Annotated in this window: 12 protein-coding genes; 3 read left to right on the top strand and 9 right to left on the bottom strand. The window is 57.4% G+C overall.

Going from position 1 to position 14,617, the window contains the following annotated elements:
- Positions 1 to 14: 14 nt before the first annotated feature.
- The 9 genes from PGQ95_RS16340 to citC form a co-directional block, all read right to left on the bottom strand.
- Complete coding sequence (locus PGQ95_RS16340; protein ID WP_015704368.1) at positions 15 to 248, bottom strand: YgdI/YgdR family lipoprotein; 234 nt, start codon at positions 246 to 248, stop codon at positions 15 to 17.
- 168 nt (positions 249 to 416) lie between these two features.
- Positions 417 to 3,641: a carbamoyl-phosphate synthase large subunit gene (gene carB, locus PGQ95_RS16335; RefSeq protein ID WP_087860917.1), complete on the bottom strand. Its 3,225-nt coding sequence runs from the start codon at positions 3,639 to 3,641 to the stop codon at positions 417 to 419.
- A 17-nt stretch (positions 3,642 to 3,658) separates the two neighbouring features.
- A complete protein-coding gene (gene carA / locus PGQ95_RS16330) occupies positions 3,659 to 4,807 on the bottom strand; it encodes a glutamine-hydrolyzing carbamoyl-phosphate synthase small subunit (RefSeq protein ID WP_087860918.1) in 1,149 nt (382 codons plus the stop codon).
- Between the two features lie 455 nt (positions 4,808 to 5,262).
- Entirely contained in the window at positions 5,263 to 6,084 is an 822-nt protein-coding gene (gene dapB / locus PGQ95_RS16325; RefSeq protein ID WP_087860920.1) for a 4-hydroxy-tetrahydrodipicolinate reductase, read from the bottom strand.
- Positions 6,085 to 6,310: 226 nt separating this feature from the next.
- Positions 6,311 to 7,219 (bottom strand): triphosphoribosyl-dephospho-CoA synthase CitG, encoded by a 909-nt coding sequence (citG, locus tag PGQ95_RS16320; protein WP_087860921.1) that lies wholly within the window; start codon positions 7,217 to 7,219, stop codon positions 6,311 to 6,313.
- Between the two features lie 19 nt (positions 7,220 to 7,238).
- Complete coding sequence (citF, locus tag PGQ95_RS16315; RefSeq protein ID WP_430918743.1) at positions 7,239 to 8,765, bottom strand: citrate lyase subunit alpha; 1,527 nt, start codon at positions 8,763 to 8,765, stop codon at positions 7,239 to 7,241.
- Between the two features lie 10 nt (positions 8,766 to 8,775).
- On the bottom strand, positions 8,776 to 9,645 hold the full coding sequence (citE, locus tag PGQ95_RS16310) for a citrate (pro-3S)-lyase subunit beta (RefSeq protein ID WP_015368307.1): 870 nt from the start codon (positions 9,643 to 9,645) through the stop codon (positions 8,776 to 8,778).
- Positions 9,642 to 9,935 carry a citrate lyase acyl carrier protein gene (gene citD, locus PGQ95_RS16305; protein WP_012542888.1) on the bottom strand — a complete coding sequence of 98 codons (294 nt, stop codon included), beginning with the start codon at positions 9,933 to 9,935 and terminating at the stop codon, positions 9,642 to 9,644. Before citD ends, citE begins: the two co-directional genes overlap by 4 nt.
- Positions 9,936 to 9,965: 30 nt before the next feature.
- The gene (citC, locus tag PGQ95_RS16300) at positions 9,966 to 10,994 is read right to left on the bottom strand and encodes a [citrate (pro-3S)-lyase] ligase (RefSeq protein WP_087860924.1); all 1,029 of its coding nucleotides are present in this window, start codon (positions 10,992 to 10,994) and stop codon (positions 9,966 to 9,968) included.
- 256 nt (positions 10,995 to 11,250) lie between these two features.
- Here citC and citS point away from each other — a divergent pair, with 256 nt between their 5' ends.
- The 3 genes from citS to oadA all read left to right on the top strand — a co-directional run.
- The gene (gene citS, locus PGQ95_RS16295; RefSeq protein WP_430918741.1) at positions 11,251 to 12,591 is read left to right on the top strand and encodes a citrate/sodium symporter CitS; all 1,341 of its coding nucleotides are present in this window, start codon (positions 11,251 to 11,253) and stop codon (positions 12,589 to 12,591) included.
- A 157-nt stretch (positions 12,592 to 12,748) separates the two neighbouring features.
- On the top strand, positions 12,749 to 12,997 hold the full coding sequence (locus PGQ95_RS16290; protein ID WP_015703617.1) for an oxaloacetate decarboxylase subunit gamma: 249 nt from the start codon (positions 12,749 to 12,751) through the stop codon (positions 12,995 to 12,997).
- A gap of 15 nt (positions 12,998 to 13,012) precedes the next feature.
- A partial coding sequence (gene oadA / locus PGQ95_RS16285; protein ID WP_430918739.1) for a sodium-extruding oxaloacetate decarboxylase subunit alpha occupies positions 13,013 to 14,617 on the top strand: 1,605 nt, incomplete at its 3' end.

The following is a 14,617-nucleotide window of genomic DNA, read 5'->3' as shown; positions in this document are numbered from 1 at the left end:
GCCACTGCTTTTTTTTAGTTATCCAGCTCGTCCATAGACTTCACCTGGTCGCGATTAATCTGCTCCACGCGACCGGTTTCCGCATTTTTGTAGGATACCAGGCCAGTATCATCATCGACCTGCGGCTTACCGCTGGTCACAATTGTTTTGCCATCTGTCGTTTTGAGCGACTGATTTGATGAGCAACCTGCCACAAATACCATCGCCGTTGCCGCCAGCGCGGATGCCACCAGAATTTTGTTCCGCATTGTATCCTCCTGTCTTTTCATCAATTGGTATCGTTATCGTGCTAACTATAGTTAGCCTGACCTGACAGACAGATAAAAGCAGAACTCTCCGAAGATGAGTGCCGTAAAAAAATGGGGCTGACGATATCGTCAGCCCCCGTGTTTCGCTTTCCGGCCCGGCCGGTGCGCTTATTTGGTGATTTGCGCGTGCATTTCCTGCACCGAAATGACCTTCTCGGTCGCATCGGCATTCAGCGCCATCGCGGTGGCGAAACCGCCGTTCAGGGTGGTGTCATAATGCACCTTGTACTGCAGCGCGCTGCGGCGAATCAGCTTGGAGTCTTCAATCGCCTGACGTCCTGCGGTGGTATTGATGATGTAGGTATACTCGCCATTCTTGATACGGTCCTGAATGTGCGGACGACCTTCATGTACCTTGTTGACAAGACGCGGGTTGATACCGGCTTCGCCCAGAACAATTGCAGTACCGTGGGTTGCATCCAGCTCGAAGCCCTGTTTCAGCAGTTTTGCCGCCAGGTCGACAACGCGCTCTTTGTCGCCTTCGCGAACGGAGAGCAGCGCGCGGCCCTGTTTCTTCATCGTGGAGTTGCTGCCCAGCTGCGCTTTGGCGAACGCTTCCGCGAAGGTGCGGCCCACGCCCATCACTTCCCCGGTAGAGCGCATTTCCGGCCCTAACAGCGGGTCAACGCCCGGGAATTTGTTGAACGGCAGCACCACTTCTTTGACCGAATAGTACGGCGGGATGATTTCTTTGGTGACGCCCTGCTGCGCCAGCGTTTTACCAGCCATCACGCGCGCCGCCACTTTCGCCAGCGGTACGCCGGTGGCTTTCGACACGAACGGTACGGTACGCGCCGCGCGCGGGTTGACTTCAATCAGGTACACTTCGTTGTTCTTCACCGCGAACTGTACGTTCATCAAGCCGCGAACCTGCAGCTCGAAGGCCAGCTTCTGCACCTGCTCGCGCATCACATCCTGAATCTCTTTGCTCAGAGTGTAGGCAGGCAGAGAACAGGCGGAGTCGCCGGAGTGTACGCCCGCTTGTTCGATGTGCTCCATGATGCCGCCAATCAGCACCATTTCGCCATCGCAGATAGCATCGACGTCAACTTCAACCGCGTCGTCGAGGAAGCGGTCCAGCAGTACCGGCGCATCGTTGGAGACGCTCACCGCGGTCTGGAAGTAACGGCGCAGGTCAGCCTCGTCGTAGACGATTTCCATCGCGCGGCCGCCCAGTACGTAGGACGGACGCACCACCAGCGGATAACCGATCTCTTTTGCCTTCTCAACCGCTTGCTCAAGCGCGGTCACGGTGGCGTTCGCCGGCTGCTTCAGCTTCAGGCGGTCAACCGCATGCTGGAAGCGCTCGCGGTCTTCAGCACGGTCGATAGCATCCGGGCTGGTGCCGATAACCGGTACGCCTGCGGCTTCCAGTTCACGCGCCAGCTTCAGCGGGGTCTGGCCGCCGTACTGCACGATAACGCCTTTCGGCTTCTCGATGCGCACGATTTCCAGTACGTCCTCAAGCGTTACCGGCTCGAAGTACAGACGGTCGGAGGTGTCGTAGTCGGTCGAAACGGTTTCCGGGTTACAGTTAACCATGATGGTCTCGTAACCGTCTTCGCGCAGCGCCAGCGAGGCGTGTACGCAGCAGTAGTCAAATTCGATACCCTGGCCGATACGGTTCGGGCCGCCGCCGAGAACCATGATTTTATCGCGGTCTACGGACGGGTTGGATTCGCACTCGTCTTCATAGGTGGAATACATGTAGGCGGTATCGGTGGCAAATTCCGCCGCGCAGGTATCCACGCGCTTGTAGACCGGGTGCAGGTTGTACTGGTCGCGCAGCTTGCGGATTTCCGCTTCGCGCACGCCCGCCAGCTTCGCCAGACGCGCATCGGCAAAGCCTTTACGCTTCAGGTGACGCAGGAAATCAGCGTCGAGGCCGTTGATGCCCACTGCCGCCACTTTCTCTTCCAGGCGCACCAGTTCTTCGATTTGTACCAGGAACCAGCGGTCGATGTTGGTCAGGTTGAAGACGCCGTCGACGGAGAGACCGGCGCGGAAGGCATCAGCGATGTACCAGATACGCTCGGCGCCCGCGTCTTTCAGCTCGCGGCGGATTTTGGTCAGCGCTTCCGGATCGTCGAGGCTGACTTTCGGGTCGAAGCCGGTGGCGCCCACTTCCAGGCCACGCAGTGCTTTCTGCAGCGATTCCTGCTGCGTGCGGCCAATCGCCATCACTTCGCCGACGGATTTCATCTGCGTTGTCAGACGGTCGTTAGCGCCAGCGAATTTTTCGAAGTTAAAGCGTGGAATTTTGGTCACAACGTAATCGATGGACGGTTCGAAGGAGGCCGGAGTACGGCCGCCGGTGATATCGTTCATCAGTTCGTCGAGGGTGTAACCCACCGCCAGCTTCGCCGCCACTTTGGCAATCGGGAAGCCGGTCGCTTTCGAAGCCAGCGCCGAAGAGCGGGAGACGCGCGGGTTCATTTCGATGACGATCAGGCGACCATCTTTCGGGTTCACCGAGAACTGTACGTTAGAGCCGCCGGTTTCCACGCCGATTTCACGCAGTACCGCCATCGAGGCGTTACGCATGATTTGGTATTCTTTGTCGGTCAGGGTCTGCGCCGGGGCGACGGTGATGGAGTCGCCGGTGTGAATCCCCATGGCATCGAAGTTTTCAATCGAGCAGACGATAATGCAGTTATCGTTCTTATCGCGCACCACTTCCATCTCGTACTCTTTCCAGCCGATCAGCGATTCATCAATCAGCAGTTCGTTGGTCGGAGAGAGATCCAGGCCGCGTTCGCAGATTTCTTCGAACTCTTCGCGGTTATAGGCAATACCGCCGCCGGTGCCGCCCATAGTGAAGGACGGACGGATGATGCATGGGAAGCCAACGTCAGCGGCCACCGCCAGCGCTTCTTCCATGGTGTGCGCAATGCCGGAACGCGCGGTGTCGAGGCCGATTTTCTTCATCGCCACGTCGAAGCGACGGCGGTCTTCCGCTTTATCGATCGCATCGGCGGTCGCGCCAATCATGGTCACGCCGAACTCTGCCAGCACGCCCTGACGCTCCAGCTCCAGCGCGCAGTTCAGCGCGGTCTGGCCGCCCATGGTCGGCAGCACCGCGTCCGGGCGCTCTTTTTCGATAATTTTACGCACCACTTCCCAGTGAATCGGCTCGATATAGGTCGCATCGGCCATTTCCGGGTCGGTCATGATAGTCGCCGGGTTGGAGTTCACCAGAATAACGCGGTAACCCTCTTCGCGCAGGGCTTTACAGGCCTGGGCGCCAGAGTAGTCAAACTCACACGCCTGACCGATAACAATCGGGCCCGCGCCCAGAATCAGGATACTTTTTATGTCTGTACGTTTTGGCATGGCTCTTTTACTCCTGATTATTTCGCGGACTGACGGTATTGCTCAATTAACTCGATAAAGTGGTCGAACAGCGGCGCGGCATCGTGCGGGCCCGGGCTCGCTTCAGGGTGACCCTGGAAGCTAAACGCCGGCTTGTCGGTACGATGGATCCCCTGCAGGGTGCCGTCGAACAGTGACTTATGGGTCACGCGCAGGTTGGCAGGCAGCGTCGCTTCATCAACGGCAAAGCCGTGGTTCTGGGCGGTAATCATCACGACGTTGTTATCGATATCTTTAACCGGGTGGTTGCCGCCGTGGTGGCCGAATTTCATCTTAATGGTCTTCGCACCGCTCGCCAGCGCCAGCAGCTGATGGCCGAGACAGATGCCAAAGACCGGAATATCGGTGGTGAGGAATTTTTCAATCGCCGTGATGGCGTAATCGCACGGCGCCGGGTCGCCTGGGCCGTTGGAGAGGAAAATACCGTCCGGATTCAGCTTAAGCACGTCTTCAGCCGACGTTTGCGCCGGAACGATAGTCAGGCGACAACCGCGGTCAACCAGCATCCGCAGGATGTTGCGCTTGGCGCCGAAGTCATAAGCCACGACGTGGAACGGCAGCTCGCTTTCCGCCTTCGCTTCCGGCAGGTCGCCCGCCAGTGTCCAGCTCCCCTGGGTCCAGGCGTAGGTTTCTGCGGTAGTGACCTCTTTCGCCAGATCCATACCGTTCAGGCCAGGGAACGCCTGGGCTTTTTCCAGCGCCAGCTGGGCATCAAGGTTATCGCCCGCGATGATGCAGCCATTCTGCGCCCCTTTCTCACGCAGTAAACGCGTCAGCTTACGGGTATCGATATCGGCAATGGCCACAATGTTATGGCGCTTGAGGTAAGAAGAAAGGTCTTCGGTATTGCGGAAGTTGCTGGCAATCAGCGGCAGGTCGCGGATCACCAGACCTTGTGCGTGTACCTGGGAAGATTCTTCATCGGCGGCGTTGGTGCCGACATTACCAATATGGGGATAAGTAAGAGTGACGATTTGGCGGGAATAGGAAGGATCAGTGAGGATTTCTTGATAACCGGTCATTGAAGTATTGAAAACGACTTCCCCAACCGCCGTGCCGGTTGCCCCAATGGCCCGACCGTGAAACTGGGTTCCGTCTTCCAGAACCAAAAGCGCTGACTTAATCAAAACACCCTCCAGAGAATATTCACTCACTTTATTTGCATATTAATGCAGAACGTAGATCTGAATCAATGCAAATTTTTGCCCGCAGAATTTTGGCAAACGGCGGCATTCTGGAGAGATGTCGGGTAAAAGTCAACTTAAAGCGGATATTTTTAATCTTATTTTACGCCACTGGCGCGTAACGGGCGTTTTTCACGGTAAAAAGATCAACTAACCTGGTTGAGAAAACGCTTGCGGGCGAGGAAAACTGTAAAATCACTCGACAGAGGGGGAAAAAGTGGACCAGATGGTCAAAATTTACAATTCAATAACTAAAAACATTAGTAAGATATAGTTTTTTGAAGCTTTAAGAAGAAAAAAAGATAAAAGCAGTCAAAATAAAAAGGGCAATAAAATATTGCCCCTTGCAATCAATTACATATTGAATGCAATAACCACATCACGATGGGTAATAATCATTATAAAGCATTCAGATCAAGCACATCTTTCATGTCAAATAGACCATTTTTTTTGCCTTTCAGCCACAAAGCAGAACGAACGGCGCCATTGGCAAATGTCATCCGGCTGGAGGCCTTATGGGTAATTTCGATACGTTCGCCGATATCAGCGAACATCGCCGTATGTTCGCCGACGATGTCGCCCGCGCGAACGGTAGCGAAACCAATAGTACCCGGAACACGTTCACCGGTATGGCCCTCACGGCTGTAGACGGCGCAGTCCTTCAGATCTTTGTTCAGTGCCCCGGCGATCGCCTCACCCATCGCCAGCGCGGTGCCTGACGGGGCGTCCACTTTATGCCTATGGTGCGCTTCGATGATTTCGATATCGGTATAATCGCCCATCACCTTCGCCGCCTTCTCCAGCAGCTTTAACAACACGTTGACGCCAACGCTAAAGTTAGCGGCAAAGACGATAGCAATCTCCTGTGCGGCATCGCTAATCGCCTGCTTTCCGGCATCATCAAAACCGGTAGTGCCGATCACCATCCCTTTGCCGTACTGACGGCAGAAAGCCAGATGGTTGAGCGTGCCTTCCGGGCGGGTAAAATCGATTAAAACATCGAAATCATTGCTTACCGCCGCCAGGCTGCTTTGGACGGTAACGCCTGATTTACCAACGCCCGCCAGCTCGCCCGCATCGCTGCCCACCAGGCTCGAACCTTCGCGCTCCAGCGCCGCGCCAAGCGCCACGCCGTCCATTTGCAGCGCAGCCTGAATTAACTGGCGTCCCATCCGGCCGCCCGCGCCGGCGATGGCCACGCGGATTTGTGCATCTTGCATAGCTATTCTCTTTTGTTAACTTCACGTGAATTGTTTTCAGAGTAACCAGCCCATTGCATAGCCGCTACTCAAAAACGCCGATAATTAGAAATTTATGACAAACGGCGGTCGATATCAGTAAAAACTATATGATTGTGCCGCGATTCGGCGTTTAAGTAGTGAAATTCGGGAGGGGGCACGTAGCGCCCCGCCCGCGCGACGCGGGCTAAGGCGTTGTTGTACGCAATCAAAGGGGGAAAAGCGCGCCTGCGGGGAAAGCGGATAAAAACCAGGTTACCGCCAACAAATCGGCGCTGCCGCCGGGGCTGAGATGGCGAGCAATCAGCTCGTCGTCGAGTTGGCGTAGCGCCTCCAGCCCACCGTCAGCCATAACGCCGCCCTGCCACAACAGCCGCTGCGCCTCCTGCTGCACAAAGTTCAGTCCGGCAAGCCCGCCGCGCGAAACCAGATTGGTGTCATCATTCCATGCCATCAGATGCAGCAAGGTTTGCAGCAGCGCCAGGTTACTATCGCCGGTCTCTTCCATCATGCGGTTGAACACCGGCAGCGCCTGGGTGCGTACGGTACGAAAGCCGCTCTCGGCTTCGCCGCGAGCACCGGAGAGGCCGTAACGTAGAAAATGGGCCTCGCCTTTGCTTAACGGTTCCCCGCTGGAAGCGGAGAGTTCTTGCATAACCATGCCGCGACAGAATCGAGCCACCTGGTCGCAAAGCCGATGCTGTTCAATCGGTTCGCCTTTCGACACCAGCCTTCCCGCCGCCGCGCTCAGCAAACCAAAAGCGAAGATCGCCCCACGATGGGTATTCACTCCGCCGGTGGCCTCCAGCATATCGTTTTCGCAGGCCATCCCCACCGGACGCAGCATCATTAGTACCTGCTCCGGGACAATCGCCGCGGTATCGTGGCCCATGATGAAAAATTTCTCCATCCACGGCGCCACCACCGCGGTGCTGGCCTCAAACGAAGCCAGATCCATATCGTGATGGGCGCCCGCATTACGAATATCCACCAACCCAGGCTTTGGGGTCAGGCGAACTTCAGTCAGCAGCGCGCGCTCTACCGCGCTGACCACCTCTTCAGCGTTCAGCGGTTTCACGCGCAGCGAACGGTGCGGATTGATTAACACTTCGCTCATTGCCCTTCCCCCTCTGCGTTTAGTCGCTGTTTTTCACCTGACGAATAACATCAAGCACGGAGCCATCGCGATAGCGCACCACCGCCACCACGCGATCGGTAAACTCGATCGGCTGCGGTTTGCCGGTTAACAGTTCCGCACGCTGCTGCAGTTCCTCAATAGTCATCAGCGCAATGCCCGCATTGCGCAAATTGTCGATCAGATCCTGGCGCGCCGGATTTACCGCAATGCCGTGGTCGGTGACCAGCACATCTACGCTGGCTCCCGGCGTGACGCGAGTCAGCACTTTTTCCACGACGCAGGGAATACGGCCGCGAACTAACGGCGCGGTAATGATGGTCAGATCCGCGCCAGCGGCGGTATCGCTGTGGCCGCCGGATGCGCCGCGCAGTACGCCATTGGAGCCGGTCATCACGTTGACGTTAAAATCGGTATCAATTTCCAGCGCGCTGAGCATCACCACATTTAAGCGCTCGCAGGAGGCGCCTTTAGAGCCCGGGCTGGCATACTGGTTGGTGGAAATCTCTACGTGGTTCGGGTTCTGCGCTAATGAACGCGCCGCGTCGCCATCGAACGATTGGGTATCGAGCAGCGTTTTAATCAACCCTTTTTCGTGCAGGTCAACCATCGTCCCGGTGATCCCGCCAAGGCCAAAGCTGGCGGTAATACCGTTACGGCGCATTTTGTCTTCGAGGAAGCGGCTCACCGCCAGCGAGGCGCCGCCGGTACCGGTCTGCAGCGAGAAACCGTCTTTAAAGTAACCGGAATGCTCAACGACTTTCGCCGCCTGACGGGCGATTAGCAGCTCACGCGGGTTGCTGGTCAGACGGATCGCGCCAGCGGTGATTTTTTCCGGATCGCCGACTTCGTCCACCTGAACAATCAGATCCACCTGATCCTGAGCGATGCTGGCCGGATAGTTAGGATAATCCACCCACTCTTCGGTCAGCAGCACCACGCATTTGGCATGTTCCGCATCAACGCGCGCATAGCCCAGCGAACCGCAACGTGATTTTCCGCTAAAGCCGTTGGCATTACCAAACTCATCGCAGCAGGGAACGCCGAGAAACGCGACATCAATCGACAGCTCGCCGCTTTGAATCAGCTGTACGCGACCGCCGTGGGAGTGGATCTGTACCGGGTTTTCCATCAAACCGGCGGAGATCTCCTCGCCCAACTTGCCGCGCAGGCCGGAGGTGTAGATCTGGCGGATCACGCCATTTTTAATATGCTCGATCAGCGGCCAGTGGGCGTCGATCAGCGAACTGGATGCCAGCGTCAGATCGCGAAAACCCATTTCCGCCAGCTTCGCCACTACCATATTGACGACTTTGTCACCGCCGCGAAACGCGTGGTGGAACGAAATGGTCATGCCGTTTTGCAAGCCGGAGCGACGGATTGCCGTTTCCAGCGAATCGCAGATTTTACGCTGACGTTTTTCGCTTTCGCTGGCCAACCACGGGCTTTTCGCCGTCACGCCCGCATAAGGCGCTAACCCTTCCGGCATCACGTACTGCTGATTAAGCATTGCTACTGTCTCTTTCATCTTATTCCCCTTAATCACGAATACCGGAAGCCGAGAGCGCCACCACTTTGCGAGCGTGGTCGATAATCGGTCCATCGATCATCTTGCCGTTCAGCGATACCACGCCAAGACCGCGCGTTTCGGCTTCTTCCGCCGCGGCAATCACTTCCAGCGCGTGGTCGACCTCTTTGCGCGTCGGAGCATAGACCTGATGCAGGAGCTCTATTTGTCGTGGGTTAACCAACGATTTGCCGTTAAAGCCGAGGTTTTTGGCCAGATTCGCTTCCGCCAGGAAGCCCTCTTCGTTATTGATATCCGACCACACCACGTCATAAGCGGCGATGCCGGCAACGCGCGCCGCATGCAGTACGGCGCAGCGGGCATAGAACAGTTCAGTACCGTCGCCGCGGGAGGTGCCCATATCCATAACGTAATCGAAGGCCGCCAGCGCAATCGCCGCCAGACGCGGGCTGGCGCGGGCGATCTCCACCGCGTTCACCACCCCCAGCGCCGACTCAATAGCCGCCATCAATTTGGTGCTGCCCACTTCCCGGCCGCATTCGCGCTCAATCCGCTCAACATGCGCTTCCAGCTCATGGATATCTTCTTTGCTGTCGGTTTTCGGCAGACGCACCATATCCACGCCCGCGCGGACTACCGCTTCAAGGTCGGCAAGACCGAATGGCGTATTCAGCGGGTTAATACGCACCACGGTTTCGATATCCTGATACAGCGGATGCTGCAGCGCCTGATGCACCAACAGGCGAGCGGTATCTTTTTCGCGTAGCGAAACGGCATCTTCAAGGTCGAACATCACCGCATCGGCGCCGTACACGAATGAAGTGCTTAACATGGCGGCATTGGCGCCAGGGATGAACAGCATACTGCGACGTGGTTTCATAGCTGGCTCCATTGTAATTGGGACTGTTGCGCCGCCCGCAGCGCCGCGGCCTGTACGCGGGCACGCAGTACGCACTCCAGCGCGCCTTTATCATCGACCACCACGTTGGCCTGCTTCACGCCAAGCTGCGCCAGCGTTTCTCTGACCACCTGCTCAATCGCGGCGCCAAACTGCTGTTTCACAATGCTGTCGATTTCCAGCTGAATGCCCGGCTGCGCCGCCGGTCCAATCCTGACCATCACATCGCTGGATTCCAGCGTGCCGGCCAGGGCGTCAATCTTCATTTCCATAGGGGAAAATCCTTAGTTAGGGCATAAAAATCAGGCGGTTTGATGTTCGCTTTCCGCCAGTTGCATCAGAAAAGAGAGGGTTCCCGGCGGCACCAGCGCCGCGACCGCCTGCCAGTTGCGTTGCCGATAGAGTTCGCGCACTCGCGAGGCCGACACGGGTCCGCCATTTTTTTCAATTCGCGCCAGCTCAACCACTTCAATGGGCGGCGCGTCGCCTGGCGCTTCCAACAGTGACTTCATGCGTTGGTTGTAATTACGGGTCAGGGGACACAGCGGCTCGGTGCCGACAAAACGATGGGTTATCTGCAGCGCCGGGGCCAGACGTTCGCGGAAGAGCTGCAGGTCAATCTGGCTGTGGCAGTCATCGACCACGCCCTGCTCTTTCAGGAAGTAACCGGGGAACGTCGCCCGCGAGATCAGATACGCCGAACCGGGGTGCAGCGTCACTTTGTCGATGCCGGTAATCCCCTGTTCGATCAGCGTGAAGCGATCGTGATAGGAAAAGCAGGACGCATCCTCCTTGACCACAAACAGATGCAGCCAGTCGCACTGCCGTGCCGCCTGTTCCACCAGCCAGCGGTGGCCAAGGGTGAAGGGATTGGCGTTCATCACAATAGCGCCGATTTTTCTTCCCGGTTGACGGTACATCGCCAGCTGACGACAGTAACGAGTCAGACGTTCGCGGCTGTTTTCCATCAATACGGCGCGGTCGCCCGCCTGGGCTATCGACCAGAAGCCGGCGCCGGAGAACAGCGCGGCATTGCTCGGTTTAGTAAATAAGAACAGTTCGCTGCGCCCCAGTTCATAGGCCAGCGTCAGAAGTTCGGTCAGTAATTTGAGGCTCAGCCCCTCCCCCTGTAGCGAGGGATCGACGGCGATGCATTTCAGTACATTACCGGCAATGGCGCCGCAGCCGACCAGCCGCTGCCGATACTCCGCCACGATTGCCATCTCGCAATCGGCTTCTAACGACAACTGATGCTGATGAAGAAACCGATCGATCGCCTCTCGCCGCGGTTGATCCTTTAATAGCTGAACGCGTTTTAATATCAGAGTCATTTTTTAGCGCTTCGTTATTCTAAAACGAACTGTATTTCGCCAGCGTTCGACTATTGATACTTGTATTTAAGTCACAGTTTTCCCCGTGGCTTAATTAGCTTTATGGTTTTTATGTTGTTAATTAATTCAGAATAATAAAAATAATTAAATTAATAAAAAACACGAGTATTCAGTGAAGGCAATCACACCTTAGCACTAAGTCTATTTATTACTATGCGCCGGTATTACTACTCCATCAATAAACAGGAAAACGTTTATGACCAACATGAGTCAGGCTCCGGCGACGGAGAAAAAGGGCGTTAGCGACCTGCTGGGATTTAAAATCTTCGGCATGCCGCTCCCCCTTTACGCGTTTGCGTTAATTACGCTATTACTTTCACATTTTTATAACGCTTTACCCACCGACATCGTTGGCGGCTTTGCCATCATGTTTATTATCGGCGCCATATTCGGCGAAATAGGTAAACGCCTACCGATATTCAACCAATATATAGGTGGCGCCCCGGTAATGATTTTCCTGGTTGCCGCTTATTTCGTTTACGCCGGTATTTTCACGCAAAAAGAAATCGATGCTATCAGCAACGTTATGGATGAAAGTAACTTCCTTAACTTATTCATCGCGGTATTAATTACCGGGGCGATTCTGTCGGTAAACCGCCGTCTGCTGCTGAAATCGCTGCTCGGCTATATTCCAACTATCCTGATGGGCATTGTCGGCGCGTCGATTTTCGGCATCGCTATCGGTCTGGTGTTCGGCATTCCGGTAGATCGCATCATGATGCTGTACGTCCTGCCGATCATGGGCGGCGGCAACGGCGCGGGCGCGGTTCCGCTGTCGGAGATCTATCACTCCGTCACCGGTCGTTCTCGCGAAGAGTATTACTCAACCGCTATCGCTATTCTGACCATCGCTAACATCTTCGCCATCGTCTTTGCCGCCGTCCTCGATATCATCGGCAAAAAACACACCTGGATGAGCGGCGAAGGCGAACTGGTGCGTAAAGCCTCGTTCAAAGTCGAAGATGACGAGAAAGCGGGACAAATCACGCATCGTGAAACCGCCGTCGGTCTGGTGCTTGCCACGACCTGTTTCCTGCTGGCGTACGTCGTCGCGAAGAAAATCCTGCCAAGCATTGGCGGCGTTTCGATTCACTACTTCGCGTGGATGGTGCTGATCGTTGCAGCGCTGAACGCCTCCGGCCTGTGTTCACCGGAAATCAAAGCCGGCGCCAAGCGTCTGTCTGATTTCTTCTCTAAACAGCTGCTGTGGGTACTGATGGTCGGCGTCGGCGTTTGCTACACCGACCTGCAGGAAATCATCAACGCCATCACCTTCGCTAACGTCGTTATCGCCGCCATTATCGTTATCGGCGCAGTGATCGGCGCGGCGATCGGCGGCTGGATGATGGGCTTCTTCCCAATTGAATCAGCGATCACCGCTGGCCTGTGTATGGCTAACCGCGGCGGTTCCGGCGACCTGGAAGTTCTTTCTGCCTGTAACCGTATGAGCCTTATCTCTTATGCGCAAATCTCCTCCCGTTTGGGCGGCGGTATTGTGCTGGTCATCGCCAGCATCGTGTTCGGCATGATGATTTAACCCATACGCACGATGGCGCCGTTGAGCGGCCGAAGAAGTTGACCCAGTCAGGGACCAGCGCCGGGGGCGGCTGCGGGAAATCCACCCTGCTCCTTAGCCGGAAGCGTCGACAAGCTCGCCAACCAACGCGCCATCGTGCCCTTATTCGAGATTTTTTATGACTGATGCCGTTCTGTTAGGCGAAGGCTTCACCCTGATGTTCCTCGGCATGGGCTTCGTGCTGGCGTTCCTGCTGCTGCTCATTTTCGCCATCCGGGGAATGTCTCTCGCCGTTACCCGTCTGTTCCCTGAGCCGCCTGCCGCGCCCAAACCGGCGCCTGCGGCCGTCGCGCCCGCTGACGACTTCGCCCGTTTAAAGCCGGCGATTGTCGCCGCCATTCACCACCATCGCCGCCTTAATTCTTAATTCACGGAGGAATTCATGACCGTTGCCATTACCGATGTCGTCCTGCGCGACGCCCACCAGTCCCTGTTCGCCACCCGTCTGCGTCTCGACGATATGCTGCCCGTTGCGGCTGCGCTCGACGACGTCGGCTACCGCTCCCTCGAATGCTGGGGCGGCGCCACCTTTGACGCCTGCATCCGCTTCCTCGGCGAGGACCCGTGGGTCCGCCTGCGCGAGCTGAAAAAGGCGATGCCGAAAACCCCGCTGCAGATGCTGCTGCGCGGCCAGAACCTGCTCGGCTACCGCCACTACGCCGATGACGTGGTGGAGCGCTTCGTCGAGCGCGCCGTCAAAAACGGCATGGACGTGTTCCGCGTCTTCGATGCCATGAACGACCCGCGCAACATGCAGGCCGCCCTGCAGGCGGTGCGCCGCCACGGCGCCCACGCCCAGGGCACCCTCAGCTACACCACCAGCCCGGCGCACACCCTGCAGACCTGGCTCGACCTCACCGAACAGCTGCTGGAGACCGGCGTCGACTCCATCGCCATCAAGGACATGTCCGGCATCCTCACCCCGCATGCCGCCTTTGAGCTGGTCAGCGAAATCAAAAAACGCTATGACGTCACCCTGCACCTGCACTGCCACGCCACCACCGGCATGGCGGAAATGGCGCTGCTGAAGGCCATTGAAGCCGGCGTCGACGGCGTTGATACCGCCATCTCCTCGATGAGCGCCACCTACGGCCACCCGGCCACCGAAGCGCTGGTGGCCACCCTCGCCGGCACGCCGTACGACACCGGCCTCGATATCCACAAGCTGGAGAGCATCGCCGCGTACTTCCGCGAGGTGCGCAAAAAATACCACGCCTTCGAAGGCCAGCTGAAAGGCACCGACAGCCGCATCCTGGTCGCCCAGGTGCCGGGCGGGATGCTCACCAACCTCGAAGGCCAGCTGAAGCAGCAGAGCGCCGCCCACCGGCTGGATGAAGTGCTGGCGGAAATTCCCCGCGTGCGCGAGGACCTCGGCTTCATCCCGCTGGTGACCCCGACCTCGCAGATTGTCGGCACCCAGGCGGTGCTCAACGTGCTGGGCGGCGAACGCTACAAAACCATTGCGAAGGAGACCGCTGGTATCCTGAAAGGCGAATACGGCCACACCCCGGCGCCGGTTAACGCCGCCCTGCAGGCGCGGGTGCTCAACGGCGCCGACGCCGTCACCTGCCGCCCGGCGGATTTACTCAAGCCGGAGCTGGCGGAGCTTGAAGCCGACGTGAAACGCCAGGCGCAGGAGAAGGGCATCACGCTTGCCGATAACGCCATCGACGACGTGCTCACCGTGGCGCTGTTCCCGCAAATCGGCCTGAAGTTCCTCGAAAACCGCCACAACCCGGCGGCCTTTGAGCCCGTGCCGCAGGTGGAAGAAGCAAAATCTGCCGCGCCGGCAAAAGCCGCCGCCTCCGGCGTCTACACCGTCGAAGTGGAAGGCAAAGCCTTCGTGGTCAAGGTCAGCGACGGCGGCGACGTCAGCCAGCTCAGCGCCGCTGCGCCGGTAGCCAGCGCGCCCGCAGCCGCCCCGGCAGGCGCCGGCACCCCGGTGACCGCGCCGCTGGCGGGCACTATCTGGAAGGTGCTGGCCAGC

This window comes from Klebsiella sp. 141240 (assembly GCF_050600805.1).
In the GTDB taxonomy this organism is placed as follows: Bacteria; Pseudomonadota; Gammaproteobacteria; order Enterobacterales; family Enterobacteriaceae; genus Klebsiella; species Klebsiella aerogenes.
This window is presented reverse-complemented; position numbering and strand designations above follow the sequence as displayed.